Source organism: Microvirga medicaginis, from assembly GCF_052658925.1.
The window spans coordinates 99734-117053 of sequence record NZ_JBQWEL010000005.1; the positions used below are offsets into that span (position 1 = coordinate 99734).

General features: G+C 64.6%; 14 protein-coding genes. 9 read left to right on the forward strand and 5 right to left on the reverse strand.

Features of this window, described 5'->3' with window-relative positions:
* The first annotated feature begins 4 nt into the window (after positions 1 to 4).
* From lhpI to ACUXUR_RS09095, 9 genes are all read left to right on the forward strand, one after another.
* The gene (gene lhpI / locus ACUXUR_RS09055; RefSeq protein ID WP_445502020.1) at positions 5 to 952 is read left to right on the forward strand and encodes a bifunctional Delta(1)-pyrroline-2-carboxylate/Delta(1)-piperideine-2-carboxylate reductase; all 948 of its coding nucleotides are present in this window, start codon (positions 5 to 7) and stop codon (positions 950 to 952) included.
* Positions 953 to 961: 9 nt separating this feature from the next.
* Positions 962 to 1624, forward strand: a complete 663-nt coding sequence (locus ACUXUR_RS09060) for a phosphoribosylanthranilate isomerase (RefSeq protein ID WP_445502021.1) — start codon at positions 962 to 964, stop codon at positions 1622 to 1624.
* Positions 1625 to 1639: 15 nt separating this feature from the next.
* Positions 1640 to 2890 (forward strand): tryptophan synthase subunit beta, encoded by a 1251-nt coding sequence (gene trpB / locus ACUXUR_RS09065; RefSeq protein ID WP_445502022.1) that lies wholly within the window; start codon positions 1640 to 1642, stop codon positions 2888 to 2890.
* Between the two features lie 150 nt (positions 2891 to 3040).
* Positions 3041 to 3880: a tryptophan synthase subunit alpha gene (gene trpA, locus ACUXUR_RS09070; RefSeq protein WP_445502023.1), complete on the forward strand. Its 840-nt coding sequence runs from the start codon at positions 3041 to 3043 to the stop codon at positions 3878 to 3880.
* A 148-nt stretch (positions 3881 to 4028) separates the two neighbouring features.
* A complete protein-coding gene (gene accD, locus ACUXUR_RS09075; RefSeq protein ID WP_445502024.1) occupies positions 4029 to 4931 on the forward strand; it encodes an acetyl-CoA carboxylase, carboxyltransferase subunit beta in 903 nt (300 codons plus the stop codon).
* 14 nt (positions 4932 to 4945) lie between these two features.
* Positions 4946 to 6271, forward strand: coding sequence for a bifunctional folylpolyglutamate synthase/dihydrofolate synthase (locus tag ACUXUR_RS09080; RefSeq protein WP_445502025.1), 1326 nt, complete (start codon positions 4946 to 4948; stop codon positions 6269 to 6271).
* 11 nt (positions 6272 to 6282) lie between these two features.
* Positions 6283 to 6681 (forward strand): VOC family protein, encoded by a 399-nt coding sequence (locus tag ACUXUR_RS09085; protein ID WP_445502026.1) that lies wholly within the window; start codon positions 6283 to 6285, stop codon positions 6679 to 6681.
* 277 nt (positions 6682 to 6958) lie between these two features.
* The gene (locus tag ACUXUR_RS09090) at positions 6959 to 7429 is read left to right on the forward strand and encodes a methyltransferase family protein (protein WP_445502027.1); all 471 of its coding nucleotides are present in this window, start codon (positions 6959 to 6961) and stop codon (positions 7427 to 7429) included.
* 78 nt (positions 7430 to 7507) lie between these two features.
* A complete protein-coding gene (locus ACUXUR_RS09095) occupies positions 7508 to 7840 on the forward strand; it encodes a DUF4242 domain-containing protein (RefSeq protein ID WP_445502028.1) in 333 nt (110 codons plus the stop codon).
* 65 nt (positions 7841 to 7905) lie between these two features.
* On the opposite strand, the gene trxA is transcribed toward ACUXUR_RS09095, so the two are convergent.
* The 5 genes from trxA to tsaE form a co-directional block, all read right to left on the reverse strand.
* Positions 7906 to 8226, reverse strand: coding sequence for a thioredoxin (gene trxA, locus ACUXUR_RS09100; protein ID WP_445502029.1), 321 nt, complete (start codon positions 8224 to 8226; stop codon positions 7906 to 7908).
* 104 nt (positions 8227 to 8330) lie between these two features.
* Positions 8331 to 11768 carry a double-strand break repair helicase AddA gene (addA, locus tag ACUXUR_RS09105; RefSeq protein ID WP_445502030.1) on the reverse strand — a complete coding sequence of 1146 codons (3438 nt, stop codon included), beginning with the start codon at positions 11766 to 11768 and terminating at the stop codon, positions 8331 to 8333.
* Positions 11765 to 14935, reverse strand: a complete 3171-nt coding sequence (gene addB, locus ACUXUR_RS09110) for a double-strand break repair protein AddB (protein ID WP_445502031.1) — start codon at positions 14933 to 14935, stop codon at positions 11765 to 11767. Before addB ends, addA begins: the two co-directional genes overlap by 4 nt.
* Before the next feature lie 57 nt (positions 14936 to 14992).
* Positions 14993 to 15727 (reverse strand): nucleotidyltransferase family protein, encoded by a 735-nt coding sequence (locus ACUXUR_RS09115; RefSeq protein WP_445502032.1) that lies wholly within the window; start codon positions 15725 to 15727, stop codon positions 14993 to 14995.
* 9 nt (positions 15728 to 15736) lie between these two features.
* Positions 15737 to 17296, reverse strand: a complete 1560-nt coding sequence (gene tsaE / locus ACUXUR_RS09120) for a tRNA (adenosine(37)-N6)-threonylcarbamoyltransferase complex ATPase subunit type 1 TsaE (protein WP_445502033.1) — start codon at positions 17294 to 17296, stop codon at positions 15737 to 15739.
* Positions 17297 to 17320: the final 24 nt, after the last annotated feature.

Below are 17320 nucleotides of genomic sequence, written 5' to 3' on the forward strand. Positions count from 1 at the left end.
GTCCATGCGCGTCATTTCTTCCGCCGAGATTGATCGGGCCCTCACCTTTCCTGCTCTGGTCGATGCTCTGAGCGATGCCTTTCGGGGCGATATGGTCACGCCTGTCCGGCATCACCATGAGATCGAGCGCGCGGGTTCTCATGGAACGCTGCTGCTGATGCCGGCTTGGACGGGCCCCGCCACGCAGGACGGCTTCGTCGGCGTGAAGGTGGTCTCCGTATTCCCGGAGAACGGCAAGAGGAACCTGCCGAGCGTCATGGGCTCCTATCTGCTCATGGATGGCGAGACGGGCCAGCCCGTAGCGGTGCTCGACGGCACGCGGCTCACCGTCTGGCGGACCGCCGCCGCCTCGGCGCTCGCCGCGCGGCATCTCGCGCGTCCAGACGCGAGCCGCATGGTGATGGTGGGGGCGGGGGCGCTTGCACCCTTCATCATCCGGGCCCATATGAGCCAAAGGCCCATCCGGGAGGTTCGCTTATGGAACCACCGGCCCGAGAGGGCTGAAAACATGGCGGCCGAGCTTCGTGCCGAGGGGCTCCCCGTCACGGCCGTGACGGACCTCGAAGCGGCTTTGCGTGAGGCCGATCTGGTCTCCTGCGCCACGCTTTCCACCGCACCCATCGTGAAGGGCGCGTGGCTCAAGGAGGGGGCGCATCTCGATCTCGTCGGCGCCTTCAATCTGAAGATGCGCGAGGCTGACGATGAGGCCCTGCGCCGCGGCCAGGTCTATGTCGATACCGATGCCGCCAAGACCGAGGGTGGGGACGTGGCCGTCTCTCTCCGGGAGGGCGCTATTTCGGAGGGCCATGTCCGTGGCTCGCTGTTCGAGCTTTGCCGCAACCCGCCGCAGCGGAGCGACAAGGCGATCACCGTGTTCAAGTCTGTGGGCTCGGCGCTGGAGGATCTGGCTGCGGCAATGCTGGTATGGCGCTCAGCATCCAAACCATCGTAAAATGAAACAATGAATAACCTGATCAAGATCTGCGGGCTCTCGACCCCCGAAACCCTGGCTGCTGCGTTGGATGCCGGCGCGGACATGGTGGGATTCGTGCGCTTTCCGAAGAGCCCGCGCCATGTCACTCTCGATCTCGGCCATCGCCTCTCGCTGCAGGCGAAGGGCCGCGCCCTGCGCGTCGTGCTGCTGGTCGACCCCGGCGACGAGGATATCGCGCAGGCCATCGAGGCCATCAACCCTGACCTGATTCAGCTGCATGGGAGCGAGAGTCCCGAGCGCGTTGCCGAGATCCGCTCCATGATTCACCGCCCGGTCATGAAGGCCCTCGGCGTCGCGCAGAAGAGCGATCTGAAGGCGCTTGCTCCCTATGCGAAGGAGGCCGAGCATATCCTGCTCGATGCCAAGCCGCCTCGGACGGCGAATGCGCTTCCCGGCGGCAACGGCGTGTCCTTCGACTGGAGGCTTCTGAACGGGCTTGACCCGGCTCTCCCCATCATGTTGTCAGGGGGCCTCAACCCCGACAACGTGGCGGAGGCCATCAGGCTCACCAGGCCCAAGGCCGTCGACGTCTCGTCGGGGGTGGAAAGCGGACCGGGTTTGAAGGACCCGGCAAGGATCGAAGCCTTCATCAAGGCAGCCCGGACAGCATTCGCTGCCCAGAATTTTTAAGGCAGAGGACAGGCCGTGTCAGCTCAAGCTCAACCCAATTCCTTCCGCACCGGTCCCGACGAGCGCGGGCATTTCGGCCAGTTCGGCGGACGCTTCGTCGCCGAGACCCTGATGCCGAACATCCTCGAACTGGAGAAGGCCTACAACGAGGCCAAGAACGATCCGGCCTTCCATGCCGACATGGAGTATTTCTCCAAGCACTATATCGGACGTCCGAGCCCGCTTTATTTCGCGGAGCGCATGACAGAGCATCTTCGTGAGGTTTCTACGGCCTCCGGCCTATCGGGCGGCGCGAAGATCTATTTCAAGCGCGAAGAGCTGAACCATACCGGCGCGCACAAGGTGAACAACGTGCTGGGCCAGATCCTTCTCGCCCGCCGCATGGGCAAGAAGCGCATCATCGCCGAAACGGGCGCCGGTCAGCACGGCGTCGCGACCGCGACCCTCTGCGCGCGCTTCGGGCTCGAATGCATCGTCTATATGGGCGCAGTCGACGTGGAGCGGCAGAAGCCGAACGTCTTCCGGATGAACATGCTGGGCGCCAAGGTCGTGCCGGTGCAGTCCGGCACGAAGACGCTGAAGGATGCCATGAACGAGGCCCTGCGCGACTGGGTCACCAACGTCGCCGACACGTTCTACTGCATCGGCACGGTCGCCGGCCCGCATCCCTATCCCGCCATGGTGCGCGACTTCCAGTGCGTGATCGGCGAGGAGACCCGCAAGCAGATGATGGAGATGGAGGGCCGCCTGCCGGATTCGCTCGTCGCCTGCATCGGCGGCGGATCGAACGCGATCGGCCTGTTCCACCCCTTCCTTGACGACAAGACCGTGGAAATCTACGGCGTCGAGGCGGCGGGCCATGGTCTCGACAAGCTCCATGCGGCCTCGCTCTCCGGCGGCCGCCCCGGCGTGCTGCACGGCAACCGCACCTATCTGCTCATGAACCAGGACGGGCAGATCCAGGATGCGCACTCCATCTCCGCCGGCCTCGACTATCCCGGCATCGGCCCCGAACACGCATGGCTCCACGAAATGGGCCGCGTGACATACATCTCCGCCACGGACGACGAGGCGCTGGAAGCCTTCCAGCTCTGCTCGCGGCTCGAGGGCATCCTGCCCGCCCTGGAGCCCAGCCACGCGCTCGCCAAGGTCATGGAACTCGCGCCGAAGAAGCCGAAGGACCACCTGATGGTGGTCAACATCAGCGGCCGCGGCGACAAGGATCTGTTCCAGATCGCCGAGCATCTGGGGAACAGGATCGCCTGAGATCTCTTCCGTCATGGCCGGGCTTGACCCGGCCATCCATGTCTTGGGAATCGTAGCGCCAGAAGACGTGGATACCCGCGACGAGCGCGGGCATGACGGTGGTGTTGAATCGGTTTCACCCTGCCTTCCTCCCATGCTAAAGACCCCGCCATGACCAAGCGCATCGAAGCCCGTTTTGAACAATGCCGTGCGGAAGGCCGCGCCGCTCTCGTCACCTATGTGATGGCGGGCGACCCGGACCCGGAAACCTCGCTGGCCATCCTGAAAAGCCTTCCCAAGGCTGGCGCCGACATCGTGGAGTTCGGCCTGCCCTTCACCGATCCCATGGCCGACGGCCCGGCGATTCAGGCAGCGGGTCTCAGGGCCCTGAAGGTCGGTCAGGACACGGTCAAGACCCTCGACCTCATCCGTCGCTTCCGGGCCGAGGACCAGGACACGCCCGTGATCCTCATGGGCTATTTCAACCCGATCTTCGTCTACGGCGTCGACCGCTTCCTCGCGGACGCCAAGGACGCCGGCGTCGACGGCCTGATCGTGGTGGATCTTCCGCCGGAGGAGGACGACGAGCTCTGCCTGCCGGCCCTGAAGGCGGGCCTCGCCTTCATTCGCCTTGCGACTCCGACCACGGACGACAAGCGCCTCCCGGCGGTGCTCGCCAATACGGCAGGGTTCGTTTATTACGTTTCCATCACCGGCATCACCGGCGCGGCGACCCCGGATTTCGGCAAGGTCGCCTCGGCGGTGGAGCGCATCAAGCATCACACGCCTCTTCCCGTCGTGGTGGGCTTCGGCGTAAAGAGCGGCGCTCATGCGGCGGCGGTGGCCAAGGGCGCCGACGGCGTGGTGGTGGGCTCGGCCCTCATCGACGTGCTGAAGGGCACGTTGGACGATCAGGACCGCGCCACCTCGCGCACGGTCGAGGCCGTCACCACCTTGGTGAAGGAATTGAGCGAAGGTGTGCGTTCGGTCTCGAAGCGCGCGGCCGCGTAAAACTGCAAGGGATCTCGTCCCGAGGAGCCGCAAAGCGGCGTCTCGGGATAAGTCCAGTAGGCGCTGGAGACGCCCCCGTCCTTCGAGATGGCCTTACAGGCCTCCTCAGGATGAGGGCTCAAGAGGCGCCTCTGAAAGGAAGTAAACGATGAACTGGATTTCCGAAGTCGTCCGTCCGAAGATCAAGACGCTCTTCAAGCGCGAGACGCCGGACAATCTCTGGATCAAGTGCCCGGATACGGGACAGGTCGTGTTCCACAAGGACGTGGAGGCGAACCAGTGGGTGATCCCCGGCTCCAACCACCACATGCGGATTTCCGCCACGCAGCGCTTGGCTCTCATGTTCGACGGCGGCACCTGGCTCGATGTGCCGCTGCCGGAAGTGCCTGTCGATCCGTTGAAGTTCCGCGACGAGAAGAAGTATATCGACCGCCTGAAGGATGCCCGCACCAAGACCGGCCAGCAGGATGCCTTCAAGGTGGGCTTCGGCCGCGTCGAAGAGCTGCCGATGACCATTGCCGTGCAGGATTTCGGCTTCATGGGCGGCTCGCTCGGCATGGCGGCGGGTGAGGCCTTCATCAAGGGGGCCGAGACCGCGCTCGACAAGAAGACGCCTTTCGTGCTCTTCGCCGGTTCCGGCGGCGCGCGCATGCAGGAGGGCATTCTCTCCCTCATGCAGATGCCGCGCACCACGGTGGCGATCCGCCGCCTGCGCGATGCGCGTCTGCCCTACATCGTCGTGCTGACGAATCCCACCACCGGCGGCGTCACCGCGTCCTACGCGATGCTGGGCGACGTGCATCTCGCCGAACCCGGCGCTCTCATCGGCTTTGCCGGTCCGCGTGTGATCGAGCAGACCATCCGCGAGAAGCTGCCCGACGGCTTCCAGCGCTCCGAATACCTGAAGGAGCACGGCATGGTGGACATGGTGGTGCATCGCCACGACCTGAAGCCGACGATTGCCCGCCTGTCGCGTCTGTTCATGAAAGCCCCGGCGGCTGCTCCGACCTCAGGCACGTCCACGACCGCTGTTGCGGCTGCGGCTGAGTAAGCGAGGACAGGGCGTTGGACTCATCCGATGCGCTGATTGCGCGCTTTCTCGCCCTGCACCCGAAGACCATCGACCTGTCGCTCGGGCGCATTCAGCGGCTCCTGAAGCAGCTGGGAAACCCTGAGCGCCGTCTGCCGCCCGTGATCCATGTGGCCGGCACCAACGGCAAGGGCTCCACCATCGCCTTCATGCGGGCGATTCTGGAAAGCGCGGGCCTTGCCGTTCACGTCTATACCTCGCCCCATCTCGTACGCTTTCATGAGCGCATTCGCCTCGGGCGCTTCGGCGGTGGGCATTACGTGACCGAGGATCGTCTCGTCGAAGCCTTCCGCCGCTGCGAGGCGGTGAATGCGGGCGAACCGATCACGGTGTTCGAGATCACCACCGCCGCGGCGCTCCTCATCTTCGCCGAGGAGCCTGCCGACGTACTGCTGCTCGAAGTGGGATTGGGCGGACGCTTCGATGCCACGAATGTGATCGACAAGCCTGCGGCCGCCGTCGTCACGCCGATCGGTCACGATCACGCGGAATATCTCGGCACGACCTTGCAGGCCATCGCCAGGGAGAAGGCTGGCATCTTCAAGCGCGGATGCCCGGCGATCATCGCGCCGCAGGATTACGTGGAGGCCGATCAGACCCTTTGCAGCGAGGCGGAACGCATCGGTGCCTCGCCTGTGCTCGTCGGCCAGCAGGATTTCTCCGTACATGAGGAGGGCGGTCGCCTCGTCTATCAGGACGAAAAAGGCCTGCTCGATCTGCCGCGTCCCAAGCTCGTCGGGCGTCATCAATTCACCAATGCCGGCACGGCGATTGCAGCCTTGCGCGCAGCAGGTTTCGAGAAGTTCGAAACCTCCGCTTTCGAAGCAGGCCTCACCCGGGCGGAATGGCCCGGGCGTTTGCAACGTCTCTCGAAAGGCCGTCTGCCGGAGATCGTGCCTGAAGGCTGCGAGCTGTGGCTCGACGGCGGCCACAACGCGGACGGCGGGCGCGTTCTCGCCGCCGCCATGGCCGATCAGAGCGAGCGCTCCGATGCGCCTCTCGTGCTGATCACCGGCATGCTCGGCACAAAGGACGCCCGAGCCTTCTTCAAGAACTTTTCAGGTCTCGCGCGCGAGGTAATCGCGGTGCCGATTGCGGGCCAGATCGCGGCGCGCCCGGCGGAGGAGGTGGCGGCGATTGCGGGAAGCGTGGGGCTGACCACCTCCGTCGCGTCGAGCGTCGAATCCGCGCTCGCCTCGCTCCACAACTACGTTTGGGACCGCCCGCCCCGTGTCCTGATCTGCGGCTCGCTCTATCTGGCAGGAGAAGTGCTGGCAGCCAATGGAACGCTGCCTGAATAGGAAAAGCGGCCATGGCCACCAAAATCTACGTCAACCTGCCGGTGAAGGACCTTCAGCGGTCGGTGCGCTTTTTCAAAGCCATGGGCTTTGGCCTCAATCCCGAATTCTCTGACGAGAGCGCCGCCTGCATGGTGATCGCGGACAATATTTTCGTCATGCTGCTGACCGAGGCGAAGTTCCGGGAATTCTCCCGCAGGCCTGTTGCCGACGCCTCCAAGATGGCCGAGATGCTCACCTCGCTTTCCGTGGAGAGCAGGGCGCGGGTCAATCAGCTCGTGAACAAGGCCTTGGCGCAGGGCGGCCGAGAAGTGCGCGAGCCGGAAGATCACGGCTTCATGTTCGGGCGCAGCTTCAGCGACCTCGACGGACACATCTGGGAGATCATCTACATGGCTCCAGATGCCATTTAAGACCAATCCCATTGATCAGAACTGATGTGCCCGATCGCGCAGGCCGAGACATGATGGTCCAGAGGTGTGGGGCAGCTTTTGAAGCAGTTTGATCATAGCGCATCGTGCGGCCCCGAAGGGCCGCGTCAGCGAAAAGTGGGCCCGGTTTTCCGCTCCGAACGATGCGCCGCTTAAACAGGAGCATCGGATCGAATCCCAAAAGGGGATTCCACTTTCTTCGTCCGAGGCTCTAGTCTGCAAGTAACATGGGCAAGGACCTTAAGTTCACAATCCCGCTATGGCTGACACGGCAGATACCGCTCACGTCATGATTCGGCCGCCGCTTGCATGGGGGCTTGCCGTCCTTGCCGGGTTTGCGCTCAATGGGCTCGTGCCCTTGCCGTTCCTGCCAACCGACCTGCCTGCAGGCTGGCTTGGCGCGATGGTGTTCGTCTTCGGACTGGCGCTGGTCGCCTGGGCCATCGTGACGATGACCAGGGCCGGTTCGAACGTCCCCACCAATCGGCCGACCACCACCATCGTCGAGACGGGGCCGTACCGCTTTACGCGCAATCCCATCTACCTCGGCATGTTCCTGGGTCTGATCGGCTTGAGCATCGCATTCGACAATCTCTGGCTGCTGCTGATGCTGGTACCCTTCGCGATCATCATCCGCTACGGCGTCGTGGCTCGCGAAGAAGTCTATCTCGAGCGCAAGTTCGGCGATGTCTACCGTGGCTATCGCGCGCGTGTACGGCGCTGGCTGTAGCGCCACCCTGATGAATCTGCGCTCGATCCGATAGCCCCTTTGCGCATTTGCCAATCCGGTCCTTGAGGCAGAACCTCCTTGGCGTCTGGAAACGATCCGCCCAATCAGGGAGGCGCGGGCACGTCCGGCGAGATGATCATGCCGCAATTCGTCACGGAGCGAAACATGCCTGGCGTGGGCAACGCGTCCGCCGAGGATTTGAAAGGAGCGTCGCAGACCTCGTGCGGGGTTCTGCGAGACCTCGGGCCCGAGATCCAATGGGTCCACAGTTACGTCACGGATGACAAGCTCTACTGCGTCTACCGCGCGCCGAACGAGGACATCATCCGCGAGCATGCCAAGCGGGGCGGATTCCCGGCGGATCGCATCTCGCGGGTCCGTACCATGATCGATCCCACGACGGCCGAGTAGATCGATCAAACGGAACAGAAAAAGGGGCCGGAAGGCCCCTTTTCATTCTCTCGCTCTGCGAGCGGTCAGGCCGAAGCCTGGATCCACTTGGTGAGGTCGCCCTTCGGGGCGGCGCCGATCTTCTGGGCCACCACCTGACCACCCTTGAACATCATGAGCGCCGGGATCGAGCGGATGCCGAGCTGCGAGGCGATCTGCGGGTTCTCGTCCACATTCACCTTCGCGATCTTCACCTTGCCGGCCATCTCGTTGGAGATCTCTTCCAGAGCCGGGCCGATCATGCGGCAGGGGCCGCACCACTCGGCCCAGAAATCGACCACGACGGGCTCGGAGGATTGCAGGACGTCCTGCGCGAAGCTTGCGTCGGTCACCTTAACGGTCGCCATCACATCACCTTTGAACTTTGATACAGCGACTCACCTGAGAGCCGCTCGACGATAGGGCCAAGGTAAGAACGGCCGTCGAGGGAATCAAGCAAGGGCTCTTTCCCTCACGCCGCTTTGATGAGGGTAAGAGCCGACTCAAGCTCCGGTTCCCTCAGTTCGTGGATCACCGGCCCCGCGGTCCAGACCAGGAAGGTTCGGATGCGTTTGTCCGGATAGATCTTGGAGAGGAGCGTCCGGTAAAGAGCAAGCTGGGCCACATAGGATCGAGGCGGCGGCTGACCGGGCCTGGGCGCCCGTGCCGTCGTCTTGAAATCCGCCACCAGGACCTCGTTCTCCAGGATGGCCAAGCGGTCGATCTGGCCGGAGACCATGAGTTCCCCTTGAGCTGTCAGAACCGTGCCCGCAATCGGAGCTTCGGCCCGGGAGCCAGGTCCGAAGAGGGTTTTGAGATCCTCATGCGCCAGGACGTCGAGCGCATTGGCGATGACCGATTCGCGCACCTCCGCGGGAAGGCGCGGCGCGCGGGCCCGCACATAGGCGCGCGCCATGGTTTCCCGATGCTCCGCCCCGAGGGCCGGCAGGCGTTCCAGCAAGGCATGGACCAGGGTCCCGCGAAGCCGCGCCTCGGGGGCATAGGGGCCATCACCCGGCCGCGTCATGCGCTCGGCGGCTCCCAGGGCGCTCGAGGGGCGGATCGGGGGCAGGGGCTCGGGTTCGGGTTGGGCGGGAAGGGTGAGCCACTCCGGCACCTCGAAGGGCTCGAGCGGCGCGATATCCGATTCGGCGGCGAGCGTGCGCGCGAGCGGCGAACCTTCGCGCCAGAGCTCGATCGGACCGTAAGGCGCTTCGCCACGCTCCAGGCCGCCCGCCTTTTCGACGAGCCCGTGACGGATCATCTCGCACCAGGCATTGTGCGGGTCTTCGTTGCCGCTGGTGCGATATGGCGCAATGACCAGTCTGTCCTTGGCGCGAGTCATGGCCACGTAGAGCAGACGATTATGCTCCTCATACCCCTTCGCATGCAGGAGATCGCGCGCCTCTTGGACCAGGCTGCAATCCTCTTTTTTGCTTGGTGACCAGACGGGAATCGTCTCGCCCGTCTTGGTCTTCAGTTGCAGCAGCGGCGGATCGCGGCCCAGCACCTCGCAGCCGTCGATGAGAATGACGATGGGGGCTTCGAGACCTTTTGCGCCGTGCACCGTCATCACGCGCACTTCGTTGTTCACCGAATCGAGATCGCGCTTGATGGTGTGGGAGGCGGCTTCGAAACGGTTGAGGAAGACGGTGAGCGAAGGCGTCTCCGTCATTTCCGATTGATGCGCGAAGCACAGAAAAGCGTCGATGGCGTCACCCGCTTCGCTGCCCAAGCGCGCGACAAGCTGCGAGCGTCCACCACGCGGTCCGAGCAATGTGGCGAAGAAGCCGAAGGGGCCGTGCTGCGCGGCGAGTTCGCGCCACGCCTGCAGCGCCTCGCAACCACGCTTGGCTTTCGCATCGCCTGTTGCCGCATGACGTTGCAAGGCCGCATGCAGCGACTCGTCATCCGCGCGATCGGCTGCGATGCGGATGAGGTCATCATCGGTGAAGCCGACGAGCGGCGATTTCAGGGCCGTCGCGAGCGTCAGGTCATCATCCGGCAGCAAAGCTGCGCGGCCTGCGGCCACGAGATCGAGCACGGCGATGTGCTCGCCGATATTGAGCCGGTCCGCGCCCGCGACCGGTACACCTGCTTCCTTCAGCGCGCGGATCACGGCCTCGAAAGCGGCACCGCGCTTGCGCACGAGAACGAGCACATCGCCTGCCGTCCACACGCGGCCATTCTCGTCGCCCTTGGTGGTCCAGCACTTCACGGCCTGCGCGATGCGGCGCGCGACGACGACGGGCGGCGATTGCTGTTCGGGCTCGTCGACAGGCAGAACCCAGGCTTCCGGCTCTTCCTCGTCGGCGGGCGTTTCGGTGGGCCACAATTCCACGAGGCCCGGCGCATGCGGGCGGGCGCTTTCGTGCACGGTGCCGATAGCCTTGTCCTCGAAGGAGAGGCCCTTGAAGTTTTTTTCGACCGCGAAGGTGGCATCGACTGCCGACAGCACGGCCCGGCCTGAGCGGAAGGACATGGTGAGCGACACGTCCTCGAAGAGGAGATCCGCCTCGCGCACCTTCTTCGACCAGTCGCGGCGGGTGGATTCGAATTCTTGCGGGGCAGCTCCTTGAAAGCCGTAGATCGACTGCTTGGGATCGCCCACCGCGAAGAGCGTGCGGATGCGCGCGCCCGCGGCACCCTGGCCTGCGGTGAAATCCTCCGTGATCTTGCGCAGGATGTCCCATTGTTGCGGGTTCGTGTCCTGCGCCTCGTCGATCAGCACATGGTCGATGCCGCGATCGAGCTTGTAAAGCACCCAGGCCGTGTCGCCGCGCGAGAGTAGCGCCAGCGTCTTGTCGATGAGATCCTGGAAATCGAGCGCACCGAGCCGCATCTTCGCCTGCTCCACGCGGTCGTGGATTTCGGAGGCCAGCATGAAAAGCGCCTGCGTGCGTTCCACGGCACGCGCGGCCTTGCGCTTGTCCATGAGATTCCAGATGCGGCTTTGCTCATCGAGCAACCGCTCCTTCAGGGCAGGATCGACGGACTTGGTGACGAGGCGCGATTCTGCGCGCGGCAAGCCGTCGGATTCCTTCAGGAAGATCGAGAGATAGTGCTTCAGCTTCTCAGGCTGCTCGGTGGCATTGGCGGCAGCGATGAAGGCTTCCGCCCGCTCCTGATCGGTGGCTTTACCTGTCATCAGGTCCTGCGCGATGGCGGGCCAGCTCTCGGGCTTGAATCCCCCTTCCAGCATCGCCTGCTCAATGCTCGCAAGCGTCTCGTCATTTTTGAGACCAAGCTCCTGGCGCAGACGCGCGATGCCTCTTGAATCGTGCAGAAAGTCTTTGCAGCGGAGTGCCGCATTGAGGGCGGACGTCAGCGCATCGCCCACCGCATCGACGCTGATGATGTCGAGCGCATCCTTCAGGTGAGGGACATTGCCGTTGGAGGTGTCCGCCAGCACGTTCCTGATGGCCTGCGTCAACATCTCTTCGGTCTGGCTTTCGTCGAGCACCGCAAAGCGCGCAGGCACATTGGCTTCGAAGGGCACGAGGTGCAAAAGCCGCTCGCAGAAGGCGTGGATCGTGTCGATCTTCAGGCCGCCCGGCGTTTCGACGGCGCGCGCGAAGAGCGTGCGGGCGAGCTTCACTTGGTTTCGCGTGGGTCTCTGGCCTTCGAGCTCCGTGAGTTCGGCAACGAGGCTTTCCTCGTCCATCGTCACCCAGCGTCCCAGCCGCTCGAACACGCGGATCGCCATGTTGGCGGCGGCGGCCTTGGTGAAGGTGAGACAGAGGATGCGCCCCGGCAGCGAGCCTGCGAGCAGCAGGCGCACGACGCGGTCGGTGAGCACTTTCGTCTTGCCCGCGCCCGCATTGGCCGACACCCAGGCCGAAGCGCGCGGGTTCGCCGCGCGGCGCTGCGCTTCCTTGGTGTAATCGGGAATGACGAGATCGTTGCTCATTCGCCGGCCTCGCCGCCGCCGGCGCTCGCCAGCGACCATTCCTTCACGCGCGCCAGATGATCGTAATCCGAGAAGCGCCGCGCATATTTCGGGAAGGGCCGGGAGACATAAGCCGCCTCGCCCTTCACGAAACGCACGATCATGCCCTCGAAGCGGCGGCGATGCTCCTCCACGATCTCTGCGACGGAGCGTTCCTCGTTGCGCCCCGGCTCAATCTGACGAGGCTTGATCGGCTCGCGCCCGCCGGTGGTGTGGACGTAGACGAGATCCGGCGTTTCCTTCGCCATGGGTAGGCCCTTGAAGGCGCCCTTCATCAGCATCACCGCTTCGAGCGTCAGCTGCGGCGAGAAGCCGGCATAGACTTCGCGCACGCCCGGCGGCTGGCCGGTCTTGAAGTCGATGATGGTGAAGCCGCCATCGCGGCGATGCTCGATGCGGTCGGCGCGGGCGCGAAGGTTGAAGATCGAGCCATCGGGGAGCGGAATCGACAATCGGCCCGAGCGCTCGGCATAGACTTCCAGGAGATCCGGGCGACGCTGCTGCTCCCAATCCAGGAACGCGATGGCAAGCCGCTCGAAGCGCGGCCACCATTCGGCATAGAGTTCCGGATAGGCTTCAGCAATATCGGTGAAAGCTTCTTCGCCGAGACCCAGCAGGATTTCCGATGCGTGTGCGGGCAGATCCTTCGGATAGCGCTCGCCAAACTGACCGATCACGTCGTGAATGATCGTGCCGCGATCGGCAGCACCCGGCGCAACCGCAATCGCTTCCAGCGCATCAAGCTTCAAGACGTGGCGCGCGAAGATGGAGTAGGGATCGCGCACCAGCGTCTCGACTTCCGTGACACTGAGAGAGCGCGGGAAGAGCGCAGGATCGGGCTTCGGGCGAGGGCGCGGCAGCGGCGGGGCGGGCTCCGGCGTGTCGAGCGTGCGCGCAAGGCGGCGGTAGTATTCGCCTGACCTCACCATCTGCTCCCACACCTCCTTGCCGGTAAAAGCCTTGAGGCGCTGCAGGAAGCGCGAGGGCACCATGGGCGAGCCGTCGCGCTTACTAGCCCGCGTGATCACCACGTCATGGGTGCCGAGGGCCTGCACGAAATCGTGCGCCGTCTGGCCGATGCGCCGCTCCGGCGGCATCAGGCCGACGCGGGCGCGCATGGGCCGGTTGAGGAATGCATCCGTCACCGTGCGCGGCGGCCACGTGCCTTCATCCAAGCCGCCGAGCACGACGCGGTCGACCGAGAGAAGACGCGCTTCGAGCAGACCGAGAATTTTCAAACGGCGATGCGTGGAACGCGGCGAGGGGCTCAGAGAGCGCTGCTTGGCGAGCGCGGTGAAGAACGAGGGATAATCGACGAAGCGGCCGAGAAGCGGATGGCCTTCCTCTTCGCGGATATCCGAGTTCTCGAGATCGTCGAAGAGAGCGGCAAGCGGTTCGAGCGAAGGTTCGCTCTCTCCCGGTTCGTCTTCAGGCCCCGCGCAGAGCAGCTCGAAGGCACGCCGGTGGTGTTCCACCAGAGCCATCAGGTCGATGCGCTCCTCGCCATGGACGGCGGGCGTGAAGGTCTCGAAGGCAAGGCCCAGCCGCTGCAGCAGCGTATCGGCGAGGTCCCAGTCCGCATCGTCAAGGCGCGCGCGGGGACGTGGCGTGCGATGGTCCTTTTCCGTGCGGCGTGTGGCAAGGGCTGCGCGCATGCCTTCGATGCCGGGTGCGGGCGCGGGGCCGCGCAGCACGCCGATTTCGAGAACGCTCGCGGCATGTTCGACGGTGGCACGCGGGAAGCCCAGACGCACCAGCGGATGCGCGAGCAGCGAGAGCAGCCGCACGGGGCTCAGATCATCGGCTGCGGCTTCCGCGGTGAGGCGCGCGAGACGTCCTGCGGGCGTATCGGCAAGCGGAATGCCCGCTGAATCTTCCACGCTCAAGCCCCAGCGGGCGAGCTCCGCCGTCACGCGAGCGGCCAGTGCACGGTCGGGCGTCACGAGAGCAGCCGTCCTGTCGGGATGCTGAAGCGTCTCGCGCAGGGCGATCGCGATGGCGAACGCCTCCTCGCGCTCGTCCATGGCCTCGATGATGGTAAGACCCTCACAGCCGCTGCGGCTCATTGCCAGACGCTCGTCCGGCGTGATGAGAGCCCAGCGGTCCGTGGTGTCGGCGGGGCGGAGCGCTTCAGAGAGCAGGTGGTTGCGCGCCTGCGCTGCCTCCGGCAGATCGCCAAGGATGGTCACTTCGGAGCGCGGAATGCGCAGGTGCCTGTCCGTCAGGCGGCGCAGCGACGCCTGCGGGTGGCCGTGAACCGGATCGGTCTCGTCATCGCCGACGCCGCCGATGGTGGACCAGCTCTCGTCATCCAGATCCGTGTCGAGGCCCGGGAGCACGATGGCGCCGCGCGGCAGGCGCGCGATGGTGGCCATCAGATGCGCGGTCGCAGGCACGGAGCCGGTGGAGCCTGCGACGATGATGGGATTGTCGGGACGTTCGCGGGTGAGGCGGCGCGCCTCCGCCTCGATCAGGGCGGTGCGTCTTTGAGCCGGGTCGCTCGCCTGGCGCTCGGCGAGAATCTTCGGCCAGTTCTCGCTCGCGATCTGCACGAAGTGGCGCGTGATCTCGAAATATTTCGAGTAGTCGGAATCCACCGCGAGTTCGAGCGCGTGCCAGTCGATGCCTTCCGTCGTGAAGGCATCCATGAGCGTTTCGAGATCGCCGGCAAGATTCACCGCATCGGCGGGAGAAGCGGGCACCATGAAGGGCACTTCGGGACCGAGCTGCAGCAGCGCGCGATCCACTTCTGCGGACCAGCGCTGCACGAGGCGCGTGAGAATGAGACGACGCTCCAGCGGCGGAATGGGCGGCTTCAGGCTCGCGGCTTCCGCGAAGGGCGTGCCCTCGAGGCCCGTCAGCTCGAATTCGGCTTCATCCGTCTCGCCCAAGGGCACGATGCGCGGCAGCAATTGCGCGCGGCCCGCGCCGCGTTCAGCCAGCAGCGCGATCAGCGCGCGGGTGGCGCGGCGGGTCGGAACGTAGATGGTGACGTCGGCAAGAGCGGCAGGATCGTCGGAGAGCGCGCCGACGAGGCGGCCTTCAAGCAGCGCGTCCACCAGGGTCGGCAGGAAGGCGCAACCCGGAGGGATCGAAAAGACGCGCGGCAAATCTTTTTGGGCAAACATGATCTGATCGGAAAACCGGTCTCCACTGTTCCGGATCATGTTCGACACGTCGGGCACTCATCGCTTGCTGGCGGCAAGGCACTTTTCTGCCTCAGCAATCGTGTGAGGCTCTCCAACATGCAGCCATTGCCCCGTCAGAGGCAAGCCGTAGAGGCGTCCTTTCGCGATGGCGCGGTCGTAGAAAGCGTTCGCGGAGAAAGCTCCCTCGGGCGTTCCGACGACCAGTTCCGGCTTCACGATGGCCACACCCGCGTAGACGAAATCCGCACCCGGATCGGTTCCACGACGATGCAGGCGGCCATCCGGATCACGGTGAAAGTCGCCGCGTCCCTCATAGCCAACACTTGTGGATAACGGGGCGACGAGCATCAGGATGTCCATGCGCTCAGGCTCCCAGGCCGCCACGAGGCGCCGCAGATTCGGTTCCTCGCCCTCGATCCACATGGAATCGGAATTGAAGGTGATGAAGGGATCTTGTCCCAACAGCGGCAGCGCCTTCTTCACGCCGCCGCCGGTCTCGAGAAGTTCCGGCCGCTCGTCGGAGATCACGATCCGCGGGAAACTGCGTATGCGCAGATGCCCTTCCAGCATGTCCGCGAAGTGGTGCACGTTCACGATCACCGTCCCGATGCCGGCTTCATGCAGTTTGTCGAGCGCGAAATCGATCAGGCTTTGCCCGGCCACCTTCACGAGGGGCTTAGGGATAGAGGCCGTAATCGGCAGCATGCGCTTGCCGAGACCCGCAGCAAGAACGATGGCGGTGTGGGGCTTGCGTTGGGACAATGGGGACACTGAAACCGCTCAAGAAGAAGGAGGCGTCTCATCCTCGAGCGGAATGAGGCGCGGCAGATAAGTCTCATACCAGACCTTGAGCTTCGCCAAGGCCGGATGCGCGAGGTTGCGGGTGAGATAGGCCTCAATCCGCGGCAGATGCTTCAGATAATGCGGCTTGCCATCGCGCCGGTCGAGACGCGCAAAGATGCCGAGGATCTTCGTGGCGCGCTGCGCCGCCATGATCGCGTAGGCGCGGGCAAAGCCTGAGACGTCGAAACCGGGATCAGCCGCCTTGCGCTCGCGGGCATAGAGGCCGATGAGCTTCAGCTCCAGATCCGCCGGCACGGTCACGCGCGCATCCTGCAGGAGAGAGGCGACATCATAGGCCGGAGAGCCCAGCACCGCGTCCTGGAAGTCGATGAGGCCCACGCGCTGCAGGCCTTCGCGCTCGGGCATCCAGATGAGGTTGGGCGAGTGATAGTCGCGCAGGATCCAGGTGACGGGACCTGCGAGAATTTCACCCAAGGCCTCCGTCCAGAGATTGACGAATTCCGCGCGCGCGGAGCCGGAGAGCTGCGTGCCGATGATGTGCGGCACATACCAATCGGCAAGAAGCTCCACCTCGATGAGCAGCGCTTCGAGATCATAGGGCGGGATCTCATGCTCGATGCCGTCGGAGACCGGCAGCACCTGCGGCAACTCTGTGCTGTGCAGTTTCACGAGAAGGCGCGTCGCTTCCGCGTAGCGCTCGGGGATCGGGCCGTTCTCGTCGACCACCGGTTCGGAGCCGAGATCCTCGATCAGCAGGAGGCCCGCATCGAGATCCTCGCCGTAGATGTAGGGCGCGCTGAAGCCCAGCGCGCGCAGACCCTTGTCCATCGCGACAAACGCGTGAACGGTTTCGGCGAGCTTCGCGATGGTCGTATAGGGCTTGCCGCGCCGTACGGGCGGGCCGACGGGCCGCGGCGGCGAGATCATCAAGAGCGCGGTCTCGCCGTTCGGCTTCACCAGCCGCTCGTAGGAGCGGATCACGGAGGCGTCGCTCGGCATCGGATGGCGCGCGGCATCCGACCAGCCGCAGCGATCCACCAGATTGCGGAACGCCTTGATGCGCTGCAGGCGCGAGGCGAAGGCGCCGGTCCCGGTGAGCATGGCGACGCGGCCACGGCCTCCAGGTCCGATATCGAGATGAATGTCGAGGTGTTCGGGGTTCAGCCCATCCTCGGCCCGCTCCGGCCACTCGACGAGCGCGATGGCGTTTTCCGTCAATTCCTCCCAGCCCAGCTCGACCAGTTCATAGCCCCCCGAAAGGCGATAGAAATCCGCATGCACGATGGGGCAGAGCGGGCCGTCATAGACCTGCATCAGGGTGAAGGTGGGGCTCGGAACCTCGAGCTCCGGGTCATTCGCAAGCGTGCGCACGAGGGCGCGGGCGAAGGTGGTCTTGCCGGCGCCGAGCCCCCCTGAGAGGGTCACGAGATCGCCCGGCTTTAACTCCTCCGCGAGCTTGCGCGCGAAATCCTCCGTGGCCTCGTGATCGGGAAGCGTCACGATCCATGCGACTTGGGAGACATCGTGCTCGGACATAAGAGCCAATCCATTCACCATCAC

Coding starts and splice junctions, on each gene's coding strand:
- trpA (WP_445502023.1), top strand. CDS start 3,041: ATGACCAAGCGCATCGAAGCCCGTTTTGAACAATGCCGTGCGGAAGGC.
- ACUXUR_RS09090 (WP_445502027.1), top strand. CDS start 6,959: ATGGCTGACACGGCAGATACCGCTCACGTCATGATTCGGCCGCCGCTT.
- accD (WP_445502024.1), top strand. CDS start 4,029: ATGAACTGGATTTCCGAAGTCGTCCGTCCGAAGATCAAGACGCTCTTC.
- trxA (WP_445502029.1), bottom strand. CDS start 8,226: ATGGCGACCGTTAAGGTGACCGACGCAAGCTTCGCGCAGGACGTCCTG.
- lhpI (WP_445502020.1), top strand. CDS start 5: ATGCGCGTCATTTCTTCCGCCGAGATTGATCGGGCCCTCACCTTTCCT.
- ACUXUR_RS09085 (WP_445502026.1), top strand. CDS start 6,283: ATGGCCACCAAAATCTACGTCAACCTGCCGGTGAAGGACCTTCAGCGG.
- addA (WP_445502030.1), bottom strand. CDS start 11,768: ATGAGCAACGATCTCGTCATTCCCGATTACACCAAGGAAGCGCAGCGC.
- ACUXUR_RS09060 (WP_445502021.1), top strand. CDS start 962: ATGAATAACCTGATCAAGATCTGCGGGCTCTCGACCCCCGAAACCCTG.
- tsaE (WP_445502033.1), bottom strand. CDS start 17,296: ATGTCCGAGCACGATGTCTCCCAAGTCGCATGGATCGTGACGCTTCCC.
- addB (WP_445502031.1), bottom strand. CDS start 14,935: ATGTTTGCCCAAAAAGATTTGCCGCGCGTCTTTTCGATCCCTCCGGGT.